Source organism: Salinisphaera hydrothermalis C41B8 (genome assembly GCF_000732535.1).
GTDB classification, from domain to species: domain Bacteria; phylum Pseudomonadota; class Gammaproteobacteria; order Nevskiales; family Salinisphaeraceae; genus Salinisphaera; species Salinisphaera hydrothermalis.
This window is the reverse complement of record NZ_APNK01000048.1, coordinates 1-20,986: the sequence shown is the minus strand read 5'-3', so window position 1 is coordinate 20,986 and position 20,986 is coordinate 1. Positions and strand designations below refer to the sequence as shown.

20 protein-coding genes are annotated in these 20,986 nt (G+C 63.3%); 12 read left to right on the top strand and 8 right to left on the bottom strand.

Translation table 11 applies throughout. The features are described 5' to 3' along the window. Positions 1-39 precede the first annotated feature (39 nt). Both C41B8_RS17945 and C41B8_RS20745 read right to left on the bottom strand, forming a co-directional pair. Positions 40-780, bottom strand: coding sequence for a sigma-54-dependent transcriptional regulator (locus C41B8_RS17945; RefSeq protein WP_051883749.1), 741 nt, complete (start codon positions 778-780; stop codon positions 40-42). A 281-nt stretch (positions 781-1,061) separates the two neighbouring features. Further along, a complete protein-coding gene (locus tag C41B8_RS20745; protein WP_198025284.1) occupies positions 1,062-1,580 on the bottom strand; it encodes a hypothetical protein in 519 nt (172 codons plus the stop codon). 1,150 nt (positions 1,581-2,730) lie between these two features. Here C41B8_RS20745 and C41B8_RS17935 point away from each other — a divergent pair. From C41B8_RS17935 to C41B8_RS17915, 4 genes are all read left to right on the top strand, one after another. Beyond that, entirely contained in the window at positions 2,731-3,168 is a 438-nt protein-coding gene (locus C41B8_RS17935; RefSeq protein ID WP_037341391.1) for a hypothetical protein, read from the top strand. A 591-nt stretch (positions 3,169-3,759) separates the two neighbouring features. After that, positions 3,760-4,500, top strand: coding sequence for a COG4705 family protein (locus C41B8_RS17925; RefSeq protein WP_037341403.1), 741 nt, complete (start codon positions 3,760-3,762; stop codon positions 4,498-4,500). A gap of 42 nt (positions 4,501-4,542) precedes the next feature. Then, entirely contained in the window at positions 4,543-5,208 is a 666-nt protein-coding gene (locus C41B8_RS17920; protein WP_037341387.1) for a response regulator, read from the top strand. Continuing rightward, positions 5,184-6,524, top strand: coding sequence for a sensor histidine kinase (locus C41B8_RS17915; protein ID WP_037341385.1), 1,341 nt, complete (start codon positions 5,184-5,186; stop codon positions 6,522-6,524). The genes C41B8_RS17920 and C41B8_RS17915 overlap by 25 nt, the downstream gene beginning before the upstream one ends. Positions 6,525-6,588: 64 nt before the next feature. On the opposite strand, the gene C41B8_RS17910 is transcribed toward C41B8_RS17915, so the two are convergent. Further along, entirely contained in the window at positions 6,589-7,992 is a 1,404-nt protein-coding gene (locus tag C41B8_RS17910; protein WP_037341382.1) for an MBL fold metallo-hydrolase RNA specificity domain-containing protein, read from the bottom strand. A gap of 43 nt (positions 7,993-8,035) precedes the next feature. Then, a complete protein-coding gene (locus C41B8_RS17905; protein ID WP_232226115.1) occupies positions 8,036-9,022 on the bottom strand; it encodes an LOG family protein in 987 nt (328 codons plus the stop codon). Positions 9,023-9,364: 342 nt separating this feature from the next. Here C41B8_RS17905 and C41B8_RS20555 point away from each other — a divergent pair, with 342 nt between their 5' ends. From C41B8_RS20555 to C41B8_RS17875, 6 genes are all read left to right on the top strand, one after another. After that, positions 9,365-9,535 carry a hypothetical protein gene (locus tag C41B8_RS20555; protein WP_156962587.1) on the top strand — a complete coding sequence of 57 codons (171 nt, stop codon included), beginning with the start codon at positions 9,365-9,367 and terminating at the stop codon, positions 9,533-9,535. Positions 9,536-9,766: 231 nt separating this feature from the next. Beyond that, positions 9,767-10,783, top strand: a complete 1,017-nt coding sequence (locus C41B8_RS17895; RefSeq protein ID WP_051883747.1) for a DUF72 domain-containing protein — start codon at positions 9,767-9,769, stop codon at positions 10,781-10,783. A 99-nt stretch (positions 10,784-10,882) separates the two neighbouring features. Next, positions 10,883-11,179 (top strand): DUF3144 domain-containing protein, encoded by a 297-nt coding sequence (locus tag C41B8_RS17890; RefSeq protein WP_037341399.1) that lies wholly within the window; start codon positions 10,883-10,885, stop codon positions 11,177-11,179. A 94-nt stretch (positions 11,180-11,273) separates the two neighbouring features. Next, a complete protein-coding gene (locus C41B8_RS17885; RefSeq protein ID WP_037341377.1) occupies positions 11,274-12,767 on the top strand; it encodes a DUF2252 domain-containing protein in 1,494 nt (497 codons plus the stop codon). 91 nt (positions 12,768-12,858) lie between these two features. After that, positions 12,859-13,740, top strand: coding sequence for a mechanosensitive ion channel family protein (locus C41B8_RS17880; protein ID WP_037341374.1), 882 nt, complete (start codon positions 12,859-12,861; stop codon positions 13,738-13,740). A gap of 73 nt (positions 13,741-13,813) precedes the next feature. Beyond that, the gene (locus C41B8_RS17875; protein WP_037341372.1) at positions 13,814-14,131 is read left to right on the top strand and encodes a DUF1244 domain-containing protein; all 318 of its coding nucleotides are present in this window, start codon (positions 13,814-13,816) and stop codon (positions 14,129-14,131) included. 158 nt (positions 14,132-14,289) lie between these two features. On the opposite strand, the gene C41B8_RS17870 is transcribed toward C41B8_RS17875, so the two are convergent. The 4 genes from C41B8_RS17870 to C41B8_RS19890 form a co-directional block, all read right to left on the bottom strand. After that, complete coding sequence (locus tag C41B8_RS17870; protein WP_037341370.1) at positions 14,290-14,793, bottom strand: methylated-DNA--[protein]-cysteine S-methyltransferase; 504 nt, start codon at positions 14,791-14,793, stop codon at positions 14,290-14,292. Between the two features lie 4 nt (positions 14,794-14,797). Beyond that, on the bottom strand, positions 14,798-16,243 hold the full coding sequence (locus tag C41B8_RS17865) for a DNA-3-methyladenine glycosylase 2 (RefSeq protein ID WP_037341368.1): 1,446 nt from the start codon (positions 16,241-16,243) through the stop codon (positions 14,798-14,800). Between the two features lie 244 nt (positions 16,244-16,487). Then, entirely contained in the window at positions 16,488-17,018 is a 531-nt protein-coding gene (locus tag C41B8_RS17860) for a GNAT family N-acetyltransferase (protein ID WP_198025282.1), read from the bottom strand. Further along, complete coding sequence (locus C41B8_RS19890) at positions 17,019-18,548, bottom strand: sensor domain-containing diguanylate cyclase (RefSeq protein WP_051883746.1); 1,530 nt, start codon at positions 18,546-18,548, stop codon at positions 17,019-17,021. It lies immediately after the preceding gene. A 306-nt stretch (positions 18,549-18,854) separates the two neighbouring features. On the opposite strand from C41B8_RS19890, the gene C41B8_RS17845 reads away from it, so the two are divergent. After that, positions 18,855-20,324 (top strand): MFS transporter, encoded by a 1,470-nt coding sequence (locus tag C41B8_RS17845; RefSeq protein WP_415752843.1) that lies wholly within the window; start codon positions 18,855-18,857, stop codon positions 20,322-20,324. A 43-nt stretch (positions 20,325-20,367) separates the two neighbouring features. Then, positions 20,368-20,814, top strand: a complete 447-nt coding sequence (locus C41B8_RS20550) for a hypothetical protein (protein WP_156962586.1) — start codon at positions 20,368-20,370, stop codon at positions 20,812-20,814. Positions 20,815-20,986 lie beyond the last annotated feature (172 nt).

Genomic DNA, 20,986 nt, shown 5'->3' with positions numbered 1-20,986 from the left:
TCAAGAACAATCATCGTGATATCAATGTGTTATATTTTATCACGAATTAACGGTGACATAGCCGATTTCATCCAATAAAATAGTGCCCGGCGCGGCCGCTTCGATTTTGCCGATCATCCGGCGATGGGCGCCGGTGAACGAGCCGCGCTCGTGGCCGAACAGTTCCGATTGAATCAGGTTGGCGGGCAGGGCGCCGCAGTTTACGGCGATGAAAGGCGCATAGCGACGCGCCGAATGAGTATGGATGGCGCGCGCGACAAGTTCTTTGCCCGTGCCGCTTTCGCCGTGAATCAGAACGGGCGCCTCGGCTCGGGCCGCCTTTTCGATCGCGCGGTAGAGTTCACGCATGGGCGCGCTTTGGCCCACCATGTCGAAATCGCCGTCGTATTCACAATCGCTACCATCCAGCGTGCCCATGCCGTGAGCGTGCCCCAGTGCCATGCGCAGCCGGCCGACATCCACGGGCAGCGTATGAAAATCGTGAAAGAGATCACGGATGAGGCGGCGGAGCACGCCGTCTTCGAGTGCCCCAGCTTTGAGCAGTGCGATCCAGCGCGTTCGCGGTGTGGCCAGCAGCAGTTCCTCGATGCCCGGCGCAGCCAGGCATCGATGACTCAGGTCGATCACGCCGACCGGATAGCTTCGATCGTTTGCAAGCGCCCTGACCCCGTCGATGCCATCGCAGGTATGGATCTCCCATTCGGCATCGAGATCGCTGAACGAAGACAAGGGCGCAGTGGACTCGGGCCGAACATCCAGCAGCAAGCGCTTCCCCTCCATACGCCTTCCTGCGCCCAAATGCGCGCGAGATCTTCTGATCCTGGCTGTCGACTTGTGCTGTGTCGCCCAATCCCGGCCGGACCTGCTCGGAGCGGCCGATATCGATCGTTTCTTGGTGTGAACGCCGCGTAGCGGCGCCTTCGGCAACTCCGTCAAATCAGTCTAGGCGAGATCGGCCTGTCGTTTATTGACAAATCTCAATAATCGGCCGGCATCAGTGATGCATTTAGCTACAAACGAAACCGACAGACGTTAGGTTCTGTCGGTTTCGATTAGGTCGTCTATTGTGAAGTGCTGTCTTTAGTACGGGTGCGATCCTGATCTTTGAGCCGATCTTGATCCTTGAGTCGATCTTGATCCTTGAGGCGATCCTGATCCTGGAGCCGGTCCCGGGTCTTCAGTTGGTCGCGAGTCTTCATCCGATCATGGTCTCTGAGCTGGTCGCGGTCCTGGGTTTGCATCCGATCCTGCGTCTGCTCGCGAGTTCGTGTCTGCTGTTGCATTTGCATCGAGTTCTGCATGCCCGGTGCGTTGTTGCCCGGCATGCCCGCGTGCCCGGCGGTCGAGCCGCTGCCGCCGCCGGCTCCAGATCCGGCCCCGGAGCCGCCGCCACCGCCACCTGATCCGCCTCCGCCCGATCCGCCACCCGAGCCACCCCCGCCGCCAGAACCTCCGCCGCCACCGGAGCCTCCACCGCCACCGGCCATCGCTATAGGTGCAGCGCCGACAGCAAGTGCGAGGGCCAGACTGATCAGGCTGGTGCGTACAAGCGGGTATCTCGATTTTCGTTGCCGCGTCATGATCTCAACCTCTTCATCATTTACGGTGTCGTTACATCGTTCGAGCCGGTACTGTGTACGCGGCTCGAAACCGCCGGACCGACGTGCTTTTCCCAGATGATCAAAGCGCGCGGACCACGGACTTCATAAGAAGAGTTCTATTTCAATCGGCGTGCGATGGCGCGGTGTTGATCAATGTCAACTCGGATGACTTTGCTCTACCTTGATGTGTTTTCTCGGCCCTAGTTTTGAAAAAACGCTGATTGACCGGGTTCAGCCCTTGTAGGCCGGGTTGGCGATAAAGTCTAAGTCGCGGGCGACGAGGCGGTCGGCGCCAATTTCGGTGAGGTGAGCGGGGCTGCCAACTGAGTGGCGGGACTCGATCTCATGACGGCAAACCGAGTATGGAGGCGATCGAGCCATAACCGTCGCGCATCAGATGCCCAAACACGGCGCGGCTCCTAACGGCGCCGCACGATGGCCGGCTCGGGCGGCCAACGCCAGTGCAAGTCAAGCCGAGGAACGCAACGACTCATGGGGCTTACGCGTACTCTGCCGACCGAGACCACGTGACCGGCACGTGAAGACGGCTCGGGGCCATCGGGCGTCGTGCGCTTATCGCCGATCGCCGTATCTCTTGAATGCCCGAGGCAGCAGTGGCCGCCATTCAAGACAGCGGCACGATTTAAAAATGCGCGGATGTCTAGCCGGGAATGGGTAAACAGCGCGTAGTGGGATATATTATTGCGACCCGCGGCGGGTTCGGGCCCGCAATCAATGATTCGAGCGGCGGGTGGGCATGGGTGTGTTTTTCATTCGACGCTCAAGGCGCTTGCAGCCGTGTGTCCGTTTATCGGGGCGCCGGCAGTAGGCGATCGGAAACGCCCGGGGTTCGAGACATACCTTGTGATCCGGCCGTGACCGACGGTTCGCTTATAATCGAATATCGGGGTGCTATCCCATCTGCTGATACTTTTCTAACGATGTTCGTTTAATCTGTTGATAATGACGTTGGGCCGGGCCTTGTCGGCGCGAAGAACCTAACGCGCATCAATCCAGCCAGGGCGGTGGACTGTATGTTCAACAGCGGTGACGGCGAAAAAGAGTGCATACTGTGGCCGTCCGTGCACGGAGCCGAAGTGGCTGCGGTGCCTGAATTCGAGCCCTCATCGTGACCGCTGGTAACAATTTTCATCCCGGTGGCCGTGATTTGACCCTGCCAACGGAGCAGCAACAAGCCGTGGAACTCATCCAGCGCGAACTGCAATCCTGCTGTGCCGACTACGATACGCTGGAGCGCACAGGCCAGCTCGGGTCGCATCGCCCATTGGCGCGCGCCATTGAAATGCTTCGCCCCAGCGTAGGCGATGTGGCACGCCAACGCGCGCTGGTATTGGTGAATCAGTATGCCCGGCACGCGGTCGTTTCCGGCAACCTCGTCGGAGCGTCGCATAAAGCCGACGATGACATGCTGTTCTGCCTGGATTGCGACTGGATCGGCGAGCGCTGGGAAACGGCCGCCGGCGAATGCCCATGGTGCCAAGCCGACGGCTCGTCCGGACGCTTGAGCGACGGCGACCCGATGAGTCGTTTTTCGATGTACTCGTAATTGCGGGCATTCGGCCGGGCGCAACGGCCTGGCCGCGCGGCGTCGATCTCTTGCCGCGCTCAGCAGATGTTCGCTTCCGGCGCTTGATTCTGCTTCCCCGTTTCTCGATGGGCTGTCCGTCGGCTCTATTGCTCCGCCTTCTCCCGTGAATCGCCGGGCCTAAGTCTGTGCTAAGTGTGGCCGGCTAGCCTTTGTCATACCGCCGATACAGTCGGCCCGACGAAGGAGAACGACCATGCTGACGGTCTGCATCATGGCCGCGGCCAGCGGCAGTTGCGATGGCTGGAGTCGCAGCCCCATGCCGTCGCCGGCTAACCCGAGCGTGTTGTCCTCCTCCGGTACAACGAGCGCGCCCACCGTATGTCGTGCCACGGATGAATCAGCCACTGAGGCTTGATCGCCGCTGCCGATCGTGGGCCGTCGGCCACGAGCCGTCGAGCGAGGCTTCAAGCCGGCCGGGTACAAGAAATATCCGGCACGGCCGCCGCACGCGGGGCGCGCTCTATCCCGATTTTTACGAGTCGTTTAACCGTCTATGGAGGTTGAATCGTGAACCATTTGTCGATGAATAAAGCCGATACGGCCGGCACCTTGACCAAAGTCGCCGAGGTCACACTGCTATTCTGGGTATTGAAGATCATCGCCACGACGTTGGGTGAAACTGCCGGCGATGCCTTATCCATGACGCTCGGCCTGGGGTATGTGACCGGGTTGATTATTACGGCGGTCTTTCTAATTGCGGTGCTGTTCGCGCAGATCGGTGCGCGGCAATATCGCATGTCGCTGTTCTGGCTCGCGGTTGTCGCCACGACCACCATGGGCACGGAGATATCGGACATGATGGACCGTACCCTGGGGCTCGGTTATGTCTGGGGTTCGGTGATCCTGGTTTCGGGGCTGCTCGCCACGCTCGCGGTCTGGTATTACCGTAAACGTGATCTGAGTATCAGCCGTATCGTTCGCACCGATACGGAAATCATGTTCTGGATTGCCGTCATATTCTCGAACAGTCTCGGTACGGCATTCGGCGATGCATTGGTCGATGTCGTGGGCCTGAGCTATATTCAAGGGGCGCTCGTGACGGCCGGCGTGATCGGGGTCGTTCTGGCGTTGCACTACGCAACGCGGGTCAACGGGATCGTGCTGTTCTGGGTCGCATTCATCTTTACACGGCCATTTGGTGCCACATTCGGCGATTTTCTGACCAAGTCGGTGCATCAGGGCGGGCTCGAGTTGGGGCGCTTGCAAGCCTCCGCCGTGGCCGTGGCGTTGATGGGCGCGCTGATGCTGGTCGCCAGCCGGCCGTGGTCCGCCTCGCGTCGCTTGGCTTAAAGCCAGGCGATCGGACCGAGGCTGGGCAGAGCCGGTATCGATATGCGTGTCCTGCTGATCGAAGATGACCCGATGATCGGCGCGGCGGTGGAAGCATCGCTCAAGGACGCCGCATACGCGGTGGACTGGATACGCGATGGTGCCCTGGCCGCGCTTGCCGCTGAATCCGAATCCTACGCGTTGATTTTGCTCGATCTGGGCTTGCCGCGCCGGGATGGCTTAGCGGTTCTCGCGGATATCCGCGGCGCCGGTCACAACGTGCCGGTTCTGATCCTGACGGCTCGCGACGCGGTCGACGATCGTATTCGCGGTCTCGATGGCGGTGCTGACGACTACCTCACCAAACCGTTCGCGATGAGCGAGTTGCTCGCCCGCATGCGGGCCGTACTGAGGCGTCCGAGTGTTACGCCCGATCTGGTGCTGCGCAGTGCGACATTGACGCTGGATCCGGCGACACGCGTTGTAAGCGTTGGCGAGGAGGCCAAAGTGCGCCTGTCGCGGCGGGAATTCGCGCTGCTCGAAGCACTGATGGCCCGGCCCGGTACGATTTTGTCGCGGGCGCAGCTCGAAGCGCACGTTTACGGGTGGGGCGAGGAAGTGGAAAGTAACGCCATAGAATTCCTGTTGCATGCGTTGCGCAAGAAACTGGGCACAGGCCATATCAAGAATGTCAGGGGCGTCGGATGGATGGTTTCCGCGCGCGATTGAACGACTCGCTTCGTCTCCGGCTCTCGTTCTGGCTGCTGGTGATCATCGTTGGCGTGGCGGTGGTCGGTGGCGTGCTGTCGTTTGTCTTGACCTACACCGAGGCCAACCAGGTCCAGGACGATATGCTGCGCCAGACGGCGGCGTTGTTCGATGCGCAGCACCTGCCAGCGCCGAACACGCAGCCGTCCGGCGACACCCCGATCGATCCCGAAGCGCGGCTGCGCGTGGCGTTATTGCCGCCCCCTGGTGCGGCATCGCAAACGGCCTCTCGCACCGGGTTCCCGCCGAATCTGACCGACGGGTTGCAAACGCGGGTGATGGACGGCGATACCTATCGGATATTCGTGACCGCGCTCAACTCGAAACAACGGATTGCGGTCGCCCAGCAGACCGCGATTCGCGACGAAACCGCGGGCTATAGCGCGCTTCTCGGACTGCTGCCGTTTCTGGTGCTGGTGCCGTTGTTGTTGCTGGCGGTGACCGCGTTGGTACGACGGGTTTTCGCGCCCGTCATGGTGGCGGCCGCAGCGGTCGATCGGCGTAGCGAGCGCGATCTGCAGGCCGTGTCCCTGGACGGGCTGCCCGAGGAAATTCGCCCGTTCGTGGCCGCTATCAACCGGCTGCTGGGGCGCGTGGCCGACGCGATGACGATGCAGCAGCGATTCATCGCAGCGGCCGCGCACGAGCTGCGCTCGCCGTTGACCGCGCTCTCGTTACAGGCCGAGCGCCTGGGCGGGGCGGCCATGTCCGATGATGCGCGAACACGGGTACGCACGCTTCGCCAGGGCATCGACCGCAACCGGCTCATGCTCGATCAGTTATTGAGCTACGCAAGGGCGCAAAGCATGCCCGCGATGCCGACGTCCGTCGTTTCCGTGCACGACCTGTTCCGTCGCGTACTGGCGGAGTTGATGCCGCTGGTCGAAGACAAACAGATCGACATCGGCGTAAGCGGCGATGATATCCACGTCCGGGCCGCCGAGGTCGAGCTGACGACCGTACTTCGCAATCTGATCGCCAACGCCGTGCACTACACGTCACCCGCCGGCGTGATCGATCTTCGGGCGGTACAAACCACGCGCGGCGTGGCCATCACGGTCGAGGACAACGGACCCGGGCTCGATCCCGCCGAACGTGAGCGCGTGTTCGAGCCGTTTTATCGGGGCCTGGGCACCGAGGTCGTGGGCTCGGGGCTTGGGCTTTCGATCGTACGGACCTTGGTAGAACAGATGAACGGGCACGTCGAGCTGGCCGATGCGGCCTTGTTTGCCTGCGGGCTGCGGGTGACGGTCATATTGCCGGCGGCGCGCGCCTGAAATATCCAGCGACATGCATTGCAGTCGCTCGTCCGGCTGTGCACGACCGACGGCCCGGACGGCATTACAGTTCCATGGTCTGTCCGAATTCGGGCATTTCGATCTGCGTGTCGCAAAGCATCGTCGCCAAGTGCTGCATGACGTCTTCGTCGCCGTGGACGAGGATCGTACGCTCGGGGCGACCGGTGCGTGCGTGCCAGGCCAGCAGTTCCGGTTGGTCGGCATGCGCCGAGAAGCCGTTGATCGTGTGGATCTGCGCCCGCACGGGAATCTGTTCGCCGAAGATGCGGACGCGGGGCGCGCCGTCGATGATTTGTCGCGCCAGCGTGCCGTGGGCGGCGAAGCCCACGAAGACGATGCTGCAGTTCTCGCGCCATAGATGATGTTTGAGATGGTGGCGGATGCGCCCGCCGGTACACATCCCCGAGCCGGCCATGATGACGGCGCCGCCGCCGATGCGATTGAGCGCGATTGATTCCGAGCTTTCGCGCGTGAAGTGCAGGCCCGGCAGGTCGAACGGGTCATGCCCGCGTTCGAACAGCGCGGCGGCATCGGCGTCGTAACATTCGGGATGGTGTTGGAAGATGCGTGTGGCCGAGATCGCCATGGGGGAATCGAGGAACACCTGGGTCGCGCCTTCCAGCTGGCCGTTCGCTACGCCCTCGCGCAGGAAATAGAGCAGTTCCTGGGCGCGTTCGAGGGCGAAGGTGGGGATGATGACATTGCCGCCTCGCCGGAAGGTGTCGTGGATCGCGGCATAAAACTCGTCGAGCGTGGGTGCCATGGCCTTATGACGGCGGTCGCCGTAGGTGCTTTCCATGATGACTACGTCGATATCGCCGGGGACGACCGGATCACGCAGGATCGGACGGCCAGCGTTGCCAATGTCGCCGGAAAACAGCACGCGGCGATGGTGTGCGCCCTCGGTCAGTTCGAGCAGGATGCTGGCCGATCCGAGGATGTGCCCGGCGTCGAAGAAGGTCGCCCGAATGCCGGGTGCCAGCTCCAGGGGCTCGCTATAGACTGCCGTCCGGCCGAAGAATTCGAGGCTATTGAGCGCGTCGAGCACGGTATAGAGCGGGCCATCGCCATCGTGATTCCGGCGGGCGCTTTGCCCGCGCCGGTTGGCTCGACGCTGCCGGCGTTCCGCGTCTTCTTCTTGTAAATGCGCGGCGTCGAGCATGACCAGCCGGGCCAGTTCGCGGGACGCAGCGGTGGTGACGATTTCGCCCTTGAATCCTCGGCCGGCCAACAGGGGAATGCGGCCGCAGTGGTCGAGGTGGGCATGGGTCAGCAACAGAACGTCGATGCCGGCCGGGTCGAAACCGAAGGGCGCGGCATTTTCCTTGTCCAGCTCGTGGCTGCCCTGATAAAGGCCGCAGTCAATGAGGATGCGCTTGCCCGCACATTCGAGCAGATGACACGAGCCGGTGACGCCGCGATCGGCACCGTGAAACGACAGTTTCATCGAGATTCCTTTTATCGTTGTCGTGGTCGCATAAACAGGCCGCTCAGTCGAACGTGCCGGAGGTGAACAACGGCTCGCCGCAGGCGGCATACCAGCGCTGGATGCCGTCCCAGATTTCCTCGGCCGTCTCGGCGAACCAGAACAGCTCACCGTCCTCGATATCGATCACCCCCTCCGCGATCATGAAATCGATATCGACGGCTCGCTCCCAGTACTCGCGCCCAACCAGCACGATCGGCAGCGGCTTGATCTTGCGCGTTTGTACCAGGGTGAGGGTTTCGAACAATTCGTCGAACGTGCCGTAGCCGCCGGGGAAGGCGACCAGCGCGCGGGCCCGCAGCAGGAAATGCAGTTTGCGCAGCGCGAAATAATGGAAGCGAAAACACAGCTCCGGCGTGATGTAGGGGTTCGGATACTGTTCGTGGGGCAGGGTGATATTCAGACCGACGGTTTTCGCGCCGGCATCGAACGCGCCCCGGTTGGCCGCCTCCATGATCCCGGGCCCGCCCCCGGTCATCACGACTGCGCGACAATCGGGCCGGTCGGCCAGTGCCGCCGCGACGCGCTGCCCGAATGCGCGGGCGATGTCGTAGTAGTGGCTTTTGGCGGCGACTCGCTCGGCGATTGCCAGATGCTGCTGCAGGTGCACGTTGCCGGGGTCGGCGGCCAGCGCGGCCTGCAGGCGTTGTACGTTCTGGCGCGCCGCTGAGGGCTCGGGGATACGCGTGCTGCCGAATACGACAATCGTGTGCTCGATGCCGTGCTCCTCAAGCAGCTGCTCCGGCTTGAGATAATCGATCTGCAGCCGCACGCCACGGGTATCGAATCGCCGGAGAAAGGCGGTGTCCTCATCGGCCTGGCGATAGCTGTCGCTCGACAATATCGCCTGTACGCGCTCCGGCGCGTCGGCATCCTGCTCGCGTGGTTTGGGCTGCTGCCAGGGCAGGGGTTCGTCGCGACGATACGGATGCACCGGGTTCGGCTCTTGCCGGCGCGGGCATGCTTCCAACGGCGGGGAATAACGGGACACAAGCGCTCCTTGAACCGTCGCTTTTGCCGACACCCACGCCGGTCGGAACGGTTGGTTGGGTACCGGACTAGTCCTATTAAACCTGCCGACGCTGCGACGCTATTTGATCCAGGTAAACAACCCGCCGATTTCGTTGGCGTAGTGGCTCGATCGTTTCCGGGGCCGGAAAACAGACTTTTCTGCCGTCGGATATGCCGTTGTTACAGAATCGCCCGGCGTGGTCGATATGACCGCATGGACGATCCGAATATTGACGAGCGTCGGCGGGCACGCCAGGACACCCGTGCTGGCACGGAACGTGCTGATCCAATCGCAGGTATCGCAGCGCGGGAGGTCACGACCATGGCTCAAGATCGCAATGCCCCGGTGCCGGGCTGGCAGGGGCGTCAGTTGCAACAAGCCAAGCTCGAGCTGGAGGCCCGCCGACGGCGATTGCGCGAGGCAGCGAATACCTGGGCCGTTCAGCCGACGAGCGGCGCGGCGTCGGCTGGGGCCCTTGAATCGGTTCAGTAACAGCCGGACCCCGGGGTGCTTCGTGTGACAAGGCGCGCGCGATAAGCGAGGCTCAGCGTTCGGCGGGGTCGCGCGCATGGTGGCGGGCCGGCGCGTTTATGCCGGCCCGACCCGGGCCGTATGCGACCGGACTCCGGACCACTGGTACGTGCCGTAACACCGCGCCGCTCGGCTGCGCCGAATGACTGTTATCGGCGAAAATCGCGTCTTGCTCCGTAGGACCGATTCGCAATGGCTTCCGATTCCGACGCTTTGCCGCATAGCGGTTCCCTGTTCGACGACGAACCGCCACCGGGATCGGGGGTGCAGGCCGCCCGTCCGAGCGCGGCGCTTCAGCAGTTGGCCTCCGGCCTGCCGGACGGCCTGCATATGGGAACCTCGTCCTGGCATTTCCCTGGCTGGGCCGGTCTGGTGTGGGACCGGATATATAGCGAAAAGCAGCTGTCGCGCGACGGGTTGGCCGCTTATGCGCAGCATCCGTTGTTCTGGGCCGTGAGCCTGGATCGAGCGTTCTATCGACCGCTGAGCGCGGCGCAGTACGCGGGCTACGCCCGACAAGTGCCGGAGACATTTCGTTTCGTGGTCAAGGCACCGGCCTTGGTCACGGATGCTCTGGTTCGCGAATCCGGCGGCAAGGGGCGCACGGCTAATGCCGGGTTTCTGGATGCGGATCTGGCGCAGCGGGAGTTCGTCGCGCCGGCGAGTCAGGGGCTGGGGCCAAAACTCGGTGCGCTGGTATTCCAGATCAGCCCGTTGCCGGCGCGTTGGCTCGGCGAAATCGACCGCCTGATCGCTCGGTTACATGGTGTCTTGCGGGCGGCAGCCGCCAATACAGACGCGGTCGTCGCGGTGGAAGTGCGCAACCCGGAATGGCTGACCCCGGCATTCGTGGCCGCGCTGAAGGACAGCGGCGCGACGTATTGCCTGGGCCTGCATCCGAAAATGCCGCCGATCGCGGCGCAGCTGCCGATTCTGCGCGCGCTGTGGCCGGGCCCGTTGGTATGTCGATGGAATCTGAACCTCAAGCACGGGGCGTTCGGCTACGAGAAGGCGCGCGAGGATTATGCGCCGTTCGACAAGTTGGTCGATCCGGATCCGGACACGCGAGCAGCGCTGGCGCGCGTGATTGCCGGCACGGTCGGCGCCGGCCAGCCCGCTTACGTGACGATCAACAACAAGGCCGAAGGCAGTTCGCCGGAATCGGTACGCGCGCTGGCCGAAGCGGTCGCGGCGGTACGCCGGTCGTGAGTGCGGTGTCGATCGGTGAGCGCCACATCGGGGCATGGGATCGCCCGTCGCGAATTCGCTATCCTGCGCGCTCGATAATGGATGCAACCGGATGAACGCATGAGTCAACAAGGCCTTTCCCCGGAATTTCGCGCGCGTGCCGACGCGGTGATCGATCTGCTGAATCGCCAGGCCAACGAGGCGCCGACAGGGCAGGTGAGCGCGTCGGTGATGTATGCCACCGCGCGTTTTAACGCGTTCCAGGTGGCGGCGACGGCCGAAGACGCCGAGCAGATGAAAGCCGAGCGCGAAAACGCGGTGAACTACTTCACATCGCAATATCGCAAGATGTTCGAAGATCATTTCGACGAGTGCCTGAAGCATTTCGATCGCTATACCGGGCGCGGCTCCGAGTGACGCCCGGTTCGCGGTGATCATCGATCAGGCATGATGACGGCATTGCGATCATGGCCGACATCATGTCGATCGGTATCCACATCACGGTGTTCTTATGACCGAAGCGCAACCCCAGACCCGCCAGGCGCTTTATCAACGCGCTCAAGAGCTGGACATCCCCGGACGATCGTCGATGAGTAAGGACGAACTGGCGGCGGCGCTCGAACGCCACCAGCCCACGCCCGAGCGACCGCGGGTGGCGACTCGAATGGAGGCGTTCAGTCGGCTGGCCGAAGCGGTCGCGGCGGGCGAGTTCGTGCTGCAGCCGCGGGTGCTCACCGGGCACGATCGGCGTCGGCATGTACGCCAGACGCTGCGCGAGGATCACGAAACACGCATCGCCGAACAATCCGACGATGCCAAGATGAAGTTCGACGAGCTCGCCGATTCGCTGTATTCGTTCTTTCGTGGCACCGCGCTGTTGTTCTATCGCGACATGGCGGGCGACGATGCCTGGATGCCGACCGTGCTTACGCTCGGCGATGTTCACCCCGAGAATTTCGGGGTAATGCCCAACGTCAACAACGTGCCGATCTTCAGCGTCAACGATTTCGACGAGGCGTATTACGCGCCGTTCACGTGGGATCTCAAGCGCGGCGCGGTGGGCTTCATCATCGCCGCCGAAGTCGAGGGCGAATTGAAGCGCAAGCAGCAGATCAAGATCGCTCGGCGCTTCGTGCGCGGCTATGTCGAGGATATGCAGCGACTGGCGAAGGAGGGCACCGAGCAGGACGAAGAAATGCGCTTCGACAACGCGCCGGAGCTGGTGGCCGACCTGATCGACGATGCCTTCGAGTCGCGCGCCGAATGGCTGGCCGACGATTATCTCAATGAGCAGAAGACCGGCTTTCAGTCCAACGAGGATCTGGTGCCGATTTCGTCGCGCCGCGACGAATTTCAGGAAATCACCGACCGGCTCGTGGCCGAGAACCATATCGAGGTGCCGGCGCGGGCCGGGCGCATGCGGGTCAAGGACGTGGCCCTGCGCCGCGGCCAGGGCACGGCCTCGCTCGGGCTCAATCGCTATTACGTGCTTGTCGAGGGCGCGGCCGGCGACGGCACTGACGACCTGATTATCGAATACAAGCAGGCCCGGCGCTCGGCGCTGGCCGGTTTGGCGCCGTCGTCGGTGTATGAAATGGACAGCCGCGGCGAGCGCATCAGCCATGCGCAGACCGTGCAGCTGGTGCGGGGCGATGTGTTCTACGGCCATATCGAGTTCGAGGGCCAGAGCTATATGTCGCGCGAGCGCGCGCCGTTTCGCGACGATATCGATCTCGACGATCTGTCGAAGAGCGACTGGAAGGACTACGCCGATATCTGTGGCCGCATGCTGGCTCGTGTGCATGCGCTGTCCGACGAGGCCGGCAACATCGACCACGATATCGAGCCGGCGATCGTCAGCGCGATGGGGCCGCCGGATCTGTTTGTTGCGGATATGCTCGAGTTCGCCGTGGAAGCAGCCGACCGGTTGCGGCGCGACCATGACATGTTTCGGGCCGACCACGAACTCGGTGCTTTCGAGCATCTCGATTTCGTGCATGAATGACAGCGCCGAGCCGGCGTTGGGGCATGCCCAGCTCTCGATGGCGCGGCGCTCGTTTTCATGCTCGCGTATGCGCTCGGGGTGAACCGGAACCATGGTCATTACGCATCTAGCGGGCGACGCCCGCACGCTCATCGCCGTGGCCGTCATTCTGCTGCTCACGATCGTTGCGGCGGGCATGGTGCGGCTGTTGATCACGCGGGCGATTCGCCTCGCCACTCAGCACGACGACTACGATCCGACCGGTCTGCTGTTTTCCAAGCGGATCATCTCCGGTGCGGTGTACGTCGTTGGTTTGGGCTGTGCGCTGGCCCAGATTCCAAAATTCGCCGTATTGGGCCATTCGATGCTGGCCGGCGCCGGGGTCCTCACGCTGGTCGCCGGTCTCGCCTCGCAGCAGGTCCTGAGCAACGTCATGAGCGGCGTGCTGATCGTGATCTTCAAGCCGTTCCGGTTGCGCGACCGCATCACCGTGAATGGGCTGACCGGCACGGTCGAAGACATGAACCTGCGTGAGATCGTGCTGCGCGATGCCGACAACAACCGGATCGTGATTCCCAACGCCATGGTGAGCAGCAATGCGGTGGTGAACTCGCACCGCACCGATCCGCGTGTATGCACGGCGCTCGAGTTCGGCATCGGTTACGCCAGCGATATCGATAGCGCGCTGGCCATTATGGTCGACGAAGTGGCGCGCCACCCGTTGCATATCGACCCGCGTACGCCGGCCCAGATCGAAGCCGGCGAGTCGGCCGTGGTTGCCCGGGTCACGGCGTTGGGCGAGTCGGCCGTCGTGCTCAAGGTATGGCCGTGGGCCAAAGACGCCGACGACGGGTTCGTGATGAGCTGCGATCTGCGTCAGCGCATCAAGCAACGCTTCGACGCCGAGGGCATCGAGATCCCGTATCCACAGCGTACGATCAGTTATCGCGACCCGGCCGCGGCGCGCGCGTCCACGGTGTCGCCCGAACGCTAGGCACTAGACAGGCGTCGTGCGCGGGTACCGCCGTACCCGCGGCCGCTTTATTTCAATTCTTTCGAGGTATGGCATGGACGAACAGACCCGTATCGAAGTCGAAGCCGCGGCGTTCCGCGATCTGCTCGCGCATCTGGACAAGCGCAGCGATGTACAGAACATCGATTTGATGAATTTGGCCGGTTTTTGCCGTAACTGCCTGGCCAAATGGTATCGCTCGGAAGCCGAGCGCCGTGGCGTGACGATGGATTACGAGCAGGCCCGCGAGCGTGTTTACGGCATGCCGTATGCGCAATGGAAGGCGCGCTATCAGCAAGAGGCCAGCGCCGAGCAGAAAGCACGCTTCCAGGAAACCAGCGCCGATCACGCCGATACCCGTGGCGGCCACTGACAGGCCGACCGAACCGACGTTCAATCGTGCCGGCCATACCGCGCTCTCGGCGGTCGAACTGTCGCGGCCCGCGGGACGCCTCTCCTGTTTTCGGCGTGCACCTCGGCCGCGCCCGAGACCGGTGGTTCTGATCCCGATCGGGCGAGACGTCGGCGGGTTCAGATAAGCCGCGTCTGCGAGGCGGGTACCGGCAAGCCTTCGTGCTGCAGCAGCCAGCGCTTGCGTTCGATGCCGCCCCCATAGCCTGTGAGCGAACCATCGGCGCCAATCACGCGGTGACACGGCACGATGATCGGAATCGGGTTGCGCCCGTTGGCCAGACCAACGGCGCGGGCTGCTCTGGGCGAGCCGATGCGACGGGCGAGTTCGCCGTAATTTTCGGTGTGACCGAACGGGATGTCGGCCAGTGCGGCCCACACTCGCTGCTGGAACGCGGTGCCGTTCGGCGCCAACGCCAGATCGAAAGTCTGGCGCTGGCCGGCAAAGTATTCGTCGAGCTGTTGCCGAGCCGCCTCGAATGCCGAATCGTCGCGATGCCAGCCGGCATTTCCGGTGGCGGCGTGGCGTTGTTCGGTCATGGTGACAGAGAACAGCACGGTGCCGTCGCCGACGAGTCGGAGCGGGCCGAGCGGGCTGGGCATGTAAGCAACATAAGTGGGCATGTCATCAACCTCCTGCCGTCGCGGCAGTCCACAATTGCATGACGGCATAGGCCCGCCAGGGCCGCCAGGCTTGTGCTCTGTTCTCGACCTCGCGGGCGCGTTCAACGCCGAGCGCGCGCCGCAATACCAGATCGTTGGCGGGTAGTGCGTCCGGGTCACCCAGCGCACGCATGGCGATCGTTTCGAGGCTCCAGGGCCCGATGCCGGGGAGTGCTGCCAGATCGTGACGTGTGCTCGCTGGATCGCTATCCGGATTCAGGCCGAGCGTGCCGGAGACGACGGCCTGGGCCAGAGCCTGAAGGGTTGCCGCGCGTCGCCGCGTGACACCGCAATCATGTAGCGCCTGTGGGTCGGCCGCCGCAATGCGCTCCGCCGTCGCCGGCAGATGGGTCAGGCCTTCGAACGGCGTGTCGACCGGCGCGCCAAACGTTTCGGTGAAGCGACCGTAGAGCGTGGATGCGGCCGCTACGCTGATCTGTTGGCCGAGGATGATGCGCAGCGCGACGTCGAAACCGTCGAGGGCGCCCGGTATGCGCAGTCCGCGTGGGCCGGTCGCGATGGCCGCGAGCTCGGCGTCCTGCGTGAGATGGCTCTCGATTTGCCGCGGGCTGGCGTCCAGATCGAATAGACGACGTAGCCGAACGCGCAGTTCGGGCCACGCCGGGAGCAGGGCCGGGGCGACATCGACCCGGAGCTCCGCGCGCGCGTGATCCGGACGGGCGGCGATCCAGCCGGTACGCGCGCCCACGCGGATCGTTCGCCGATAGCTGCCATCGACGAATTGCTCGCTTCGCGGCGTCGCTCGCGCGGCCAGAAACCCGGCCAACGCCGTCCATGCGAGCGGCGGTCTGTAACCGAGCCGCAGCACGGCGGCGTCAGGCGCGGCATCGGGCCGGGCGCGGCGCAGCTGGCCCGGGTTCAGGCGATAGCGTGCGCGAAACAGCGTGTTGAAGCGGCGCACGCTCGAAAACCCGCTGGCAAAGGCGATATCGGCGATTCGCATTGAGGTGTCGGTGAGCAGCTGCTTGGCCAGCAGCAGCCGGCGGGTCTGCGCGAGTTCGATCGGGGTGACGCCGTAACGCTGTTTCACAATGCGTCGCAGCTGACGCCCCGTGAGGTCGAATTCCGCCGCCAGTTCCTCGACCGTAGTGTCCGATAACGCGCCGGCTTCGATTCGCATCACGGCGAGATCGGCGATCTGGCGCCGGGTATCCATCGGCGCGCTGCCGGGCGCGAGTTCAGGCCGGCACCGCAGGCAAGGACGGAATCCGGCCGCCTCTGCCTCGGCCGCGCGGGCGAAGAAGCGACAACGATCACGGCCGGGCATTCGCACGGCACAGATCGGCCGACAATAGATGCCGGTGGTCGACACGCCCACGAAGAATACACCGTCGAACCGGTTGTCCCGGGCGGCGAGGGCGGCATAGCAGCTGTCGGCGTTGAGGTGCATGAACGCAGTCTAGGTTGATCTGCGCATTAAATCTCGCCGTTTTCGGACATCGAAGCCGTGGCGTTCGTTTCGATTAAACCGACATCCAAATCACTACGCGTCGTCCGCCGTATCGAGCCGCTTCGTGACCCAGGACCGGGGGAGCACGCGGTCTGACAGGCGCGTTATTGACTCGTCACGGATTGGTTTGGTGCCGGGTGAAAAGGTCCGCGGTACCGCTGTGATCCGCAGCCGCTGTGGTGGTCTATGCCGAACGCGCGTCGAGCTGGCGCTTCATGATGGTGACTCGCTCCCCGAGATAGCCCGCTTGTTCGACCGGCTCCCAGCCCAGTCTGGCGTAGAGCCGTTGCTGATCGGGCGTGTAGAGATAGAAGTGCGCCAGCCCGGCGCTGCGCGCTTCGTTTTCAACGCGCCGAACCAGTGCGGAGGCAACGCCGCGGCCACGCGCTGTCGGTTCGACATAAACCGATGCCAGCCAGGGGGTCAGATCGGTCCGCGTTTTCATGTCGTGTGCGACCAGACTGGCGGTGCCCACGGGCCGACCGTCCAGCCAGGCGACGAAAGTCGACGGCACGCCTGCTGGCCCGGCGTTGTCGCAGGTTTCGATACGCCAGGCGGCGCGCGTTATTTCGGGATTGAGATGGCCCCAGGCGGCCCGGGTCCAGTCGGCCACGGTGTCCACCATGTCGGCGTCCGGCGTGAGACGTTCGATTCGAAGATTAGCGGTGGGGGCCATGCGATGGAATAGAGCGGGTGGCCCGCTATTGTCGCCCATTCAGAATCGTTGCGGGCCCCCGGTCCGTCTGCGCGTGCGCTTTTGCTCGTACATCGCCCGGTCGGCACGGGCCAGTAGATCGCCGACGGGCTCATCATGATCGTCTTGCACGGCGATGCCGATACTGGGCCCGGCGTAGTCGATGTCGATGCCGTCGAGTCGGTAGCGCCCGGCCAGGCAGGCGGCTAAGCGCGTGCGCATCGATTCGGCCTGCCGCTCGGCATCGAGATGCGCCAGCATGACGAACTCGTCGCCACCGTAGCGCGCACAGGTTTCGTCGGTGCGCGTGGCGGTGCCGAGTCGTCGAGCGAATTCGATGAGAAAACGGTCACCGAGTTCGTGTCCATGACGATCGTTGAGCGCCTTGAAGCCGTCGAGATCGATGAAGATCACGCAGGCGAGCCCGCCGCGTCGACGAACTTTGGCCGCAAGACGGCGCGCGTCGCGTTCGAAGCCTCGGCGATTGGACAAGCCGGTCAGCGGATCACAAAGACTTTGGCGTTCAAGTTCTTCGTAGGCGCTGCGGAGATTGGACTCAAGGCGCTCGCGCGTGGTCAGCAGGGATAGATGCAAGGCCAGGCTTTGAATGGCCTGCTGCATGGCGTGCTGGTTGGGCAGGGCCTCCTCGAGCCGGATTAACAGCGCGCCATGAAATTCACCCTCATGCAGTGCGCAGGCCAGGCCGATGTTCGTCCATCGGTCGTCGATGAAGGTTTCGGCCGCCCATTCCGCCCACCCGTTCTGTCCGCGTCGCCACCAGCCAGCGCCTTCGGTCATCGCGTTCGATCGGCAACATCGACGTGCCCAGTCATACAGCGCCCGGCCCGGGCCGGAGACGCTTTTCGCCGGTGTGATGACATCCACCCGCGCTTCGGGCGCGAGTTGACGCAATCGCTGCGCGCAGTCCACCAGCGCGGGTTCGAGCGCTCGCGCCCCGGAACAGATCTGTCCGATCTCGGATAAGGCGGCGAACAGCGCCGCGCTGCGTTCCGCGGCCTGGGCTCGGCCGCGCTCGGCTTCGGCACCGCGCTCTCGCTCGATCTGGGTCGCCATCAGCTGTGCGAACATGTCCATCAGATCGAGCACCTCGCTGGATACGTGGCGCGAACGGGCGCTGATGCCACAGAGCGTACCCAATACCTCGTGGTCGTGGATACGAACCGGCGTGCTGACATAGGTCATGATGCCGAGCTCGCGTGCGGTCTCGGACTGAGGCCAGCGGCGCGGCACATTGCTCTCGACGCGGACGTCCTCGTCGAGCGCACGCCGACAAAGCGTGTCGCGCCAGGGCAGCCTCAGGCCTTCGGTCACCTTGCATTCGCCTTCGTTGCGTACGAAGCGTATGCGTTCCTCGTGTTGCTGCCAGTCGATCTCGGTGAGATAGACCGAATCGAGCCCGCTGATCCGTTGCAACAGATCGAGCAGGGGCCGACACAGTGCCTCGAGCCCGTCGGCGCTGGCGATACGTTGTGCGAAACGTTCGATCGATTCGTCGGCTGATTGTCGAATGGCAGTCGCTTGCCCACCCATCGCGATGTCGTGCTCTCTACGTGTTTTCCCCTAGTTTAAAGGGTGTTCGTCACGGCGGCGCCAACGCTTGTGCGCCGCGGCGCCCAGCTGGTGGGGTTTTGCGGCGCGACGGACCGGCATGTGAAGCCGCTCTGAGCCGGGTTTAAGAAGGATTACGGATTATCGCCTTTGCCGGTCATCGCTAGCCTGAGCCGATTCCGAAACACCCGCTATCCGACTGGAATCGCTGCCATGTCCAGCCCGCGCACCGCTGATTCGATTTTTGGGCCCCGACACCGGGCGCGTGACCGTGGGCGGGGTCAGAAGATGAGTGTCGTGGGCTGGCGTCGAATTGAAGTAATCATGCTGCTCGCGGCGGTACTCGGCCTGGACGGGGCCGACAAATGCACGATCGGCGCTATTGCGACCAGCCTGGAAAGCGCTCTGCATATCGGAAACACCGAGATCGGACTGCTCGTGACCGCCTCGACCGGGGTCGGTGCACTGGCCACGCTGCCCCTGGGCATTCTGGTCGACCGGATCAATCGTAAACGTTTGCTGACGGGCGCCATCGTGGTGTGGTCGATTGCCATGGTCGTCAGTGCGTTTGCCCATTCGTTTTCGTGGCTACTGCTGTCGCGGCTCGGCCTCGGCGCGATCGTGGCGACCGCCTTCCCGGCGGTCGCATCGCTGGCCGGCGATATGTTTCCGTCTTTCGAGCGTGGTCGTATCTGGGGCTATCTGCTGGCCGGCGAATTGCTCGGGACCGCGTTCGGTTTTCTGGTCTCGGGCTTGCTCGCGGGGGCGGTCGATTGGCGCGCGCCATTCTGGGCGCTTGGGCTGATCGGTTTTACTCTCGCCGGACTCGTTGCTTGGCGCCTACCGGAGCCGATGCGTGGCGGGCATGCCCTGTTGCCGCCGTATCGACATGATCGACAACAGGCCCACGCCGATGACGACCGCGAAGCGCTCGCCAAGGAAATCGAAGCCTTCGATATCCCGGCGCGCAAAGATCGGGTGTTGACTGAAAATCCGGCCAACATGCCGTTACGCAAAGCCCTGGCGTATGTGCTCACGATTCGCACTAACGTGGCGCTGATCGTGGCCTCTGCCCTCGGCTACTTCTACTTTACCGGCATACGGACCTTTGCCGTGGTGTTCATGAGCGGTCGTTTCGGGTTGAGCGAATCGGTTGCCAGCCTGACGACCGTAGGTCTCGGCCTGGGATCGATTCTTGGCGTTCTGGTGACCGGCCAACTCGCCGACCGCTTGATTGCGCGCGATAAGATTACGGCGCGCATCGTCGTGGGCGGGCTCGCGTTCCTGGTGACCGCTGCTGTGCTGTTGCCCGCATTGATGAGTCAGATGCTGTGGGTTGCAGCCCCCATGCTCTTTCTCTCGGCCGTCGCACTCGGCGGCAGTAATCCGCCACTGGATGCGGCCCGGCTGGATATCATCCCGTCCCGGCTCTGGGGGCGAGCCGAAAGTATTCGAACGACGCTGCGCTACGCGTTCGAGGCAGTGGCGCCCCTGGCTTTCGGATATTTTTCGTCCCTGTTCGGCGGCGGTGGCGGCGCTTACGGGCCGACGAGCGATACCATCGAACAGGGGGCCCAGGGGCTCGATGATGCCTTCCTGCTGCTCTTGATTCTGCCCGCCCTTGCCGGCGTCATTCTGCTGCTTGCGCATAGCAGCTACCCGCGGGATACCGCGACCGCACTGGCATCCGAGCGCGCGCTTGCGGATAGCGAGAACGAGGCAAGGAATCGACGCGAATCGCGGACCACCTCAGGTTGAGGCCATTGAGATAGGCCGTCGCAGCTCAGTGGGTGGCACGTCAATGAGCGGTCATATTGTTTTCGCGTCCAGGGGCCGGCATTCAGGCTTACGTAAAGTCCCGGATGGCATACACGCGGCCATTCGCCAAAAATTTGCGGCTTCAAAAAACGCCTACGGCGATCCGCGTAAAAAACCGGGCGACGAGCGACGTCTTCGCATACCACCGCGTTTACGCCTGCGCCCGGGAAGCCTGTCTTGTTTTTTTCTTCCCATGCCAGATCGAGACTTCAGTGACCCGTTCCACTATCAATGGTCTTTTGGAGACGACGGGCTGAGCCTGCATCATGCCAGTGGGGTCGTGATCCGGCTCCGGTCCCGCCATGACGGCCGAGCCGAGTTGCCGATCGCGAGCATCGACCTGCCGTCCGACTTTGAACTGGGTCCGGACCGTTTATTGCAGTACATCAACTCCGCGCATCGCTTTTGGCGCACGCGTCGGGGCGACTGAGAGCCTATTCCGACAAGAAGCGTGGACGGCGGTGCACGCTCAGGCCAGCGCAGCCCCTGTCGCGCTATTGGAATAGGCTCGACGGCCACGTGTGGCGGGTCGGTCCTGACCTAGGTGTGACCTCTCAGTAGATTGTTCATCCGAGCCGCAAGCCTTGAAGCTGATGGGTGCT

Bases quoted from the DNA above. Each gene is read 5' to 3' on its own strand.
- C41B8_RS17945 (WP_051883749.1), bottom strand. From the start codon at position 780: ATGGAGGGGAAGCGCTTGCTGCTGGATGTTCGGCCCGAGTCCACTGCG.
- C41B8_RS20745 (WP_198025284.1), bottom strand. From the start codon at position 1,580: ATGACGCGGCAACGAAAATCGAGATACCCGCTTGTACGCACCAGCCTG.
- C41B8_RS17920 (WP_037341387.1), top strand. From the start codon at position 4,543: ATGCGTGTCCTGCTGATCGAAGATGACCCGATGATCGGCGCGGCGGTG.
- C41B8_RS17915 (WP_037341385.1), top strand. From the start codon at position 5,184: ATGGATGGTTTCCGCGCGCGATTGAACGACTCGCTTCGTCTCCGGCTC.
- C41B8_RS17910 (WP_037341382.1), bottom strand. From the start codon at position 7,992: ATGAAACTGTCGTTTCACGGTGCCGATCGCGGCGTCACCGGCTCGTGT.
- C41B8_RS20555 (WP_156962587.1), top strand. From the start codon at position 9,365: ATGGCTCAAGATCGCAATGCCCCGGTGCCGGGCTGGCAGGGGCGTCAG.
- C41B8_RS17895 (WP_051883747.1), top strand. From the start codon at position 9,767: ATGGCTTCCGATTCCGACGCTTTGCCGCATAGCGGTTCCCTGTTCGAC.
- C41B8_RS17890 (WP_037341399.1), top strand. From the start codon at position 10,883: ATGAGTCAACAAGGCCTTTCCCCGGAATTTCGCGCGCGTGCCGACGCG.
- C41B8_RS17885 (WP_037341377.1), top strand. From the start codon at position 11,274: ATGACCGAAGCGCAACCCCAGACCCGCCAGGCGCTTTATCAACGCGCT.
- C41B8_RS17880 (WP_037341374.1), top strand. From the start codon at position 12,859: ATGGTCATTACGCATCTAGCGGGCGACGCCCGCACGCTCATCGCCGTG.
- C41B8_RS17875 (WP_037341372.1), top strand. From the start codon at position 13,814: ATGGACGAACAGACCCGTATCGAAGTCGAAGCCGCGGCGTTCCGCGAT.
- C41B8_RS17870 (WP_037341370.1), bottom strand. From the start codon at position 14,793: ATGCCCACTTATGTTGCTTACATGCCCAGCCCGCTCGGCCCGCTCCGA.
- C41B8_RS17865 (WP_037341368.1), bottom strand. From the start codon at position 16,243: ATGCACCTCAACGCCGACAGCTGCTATGCCGCCCTCGCCGCCCGGGAC.
- C41B8_RS17860 (WP_198025282.1), bottom strand. From the start codon at position 17,018: ATGGGCGACAATAGCGGGCCACCCGCTCTATTCCATCGCATGGCCCCC.
- C41B8_RS19890 (WP_051883746.1), bottom strand. From the start codon at position 18,548: ATGGGTGGGCAAGCGACTGCCATTCGACAATCAGCCGACGAATCGATC.
- C41B8_RS17845 (WP_415752843.1), top strand. From the start codon at position 18,855: ATGAGTGTCGTGGGCTGGCGTCGAATTGAAGTAATCATGCTGCTCGCG.
- C41B8_RS20550 (WP_156962586.1), top strand. From the start codon at position 20,368: ATGAGCGGTCATATTGTTTTCGCGTCCAGGGGCCGGCATTCAGGCTTA.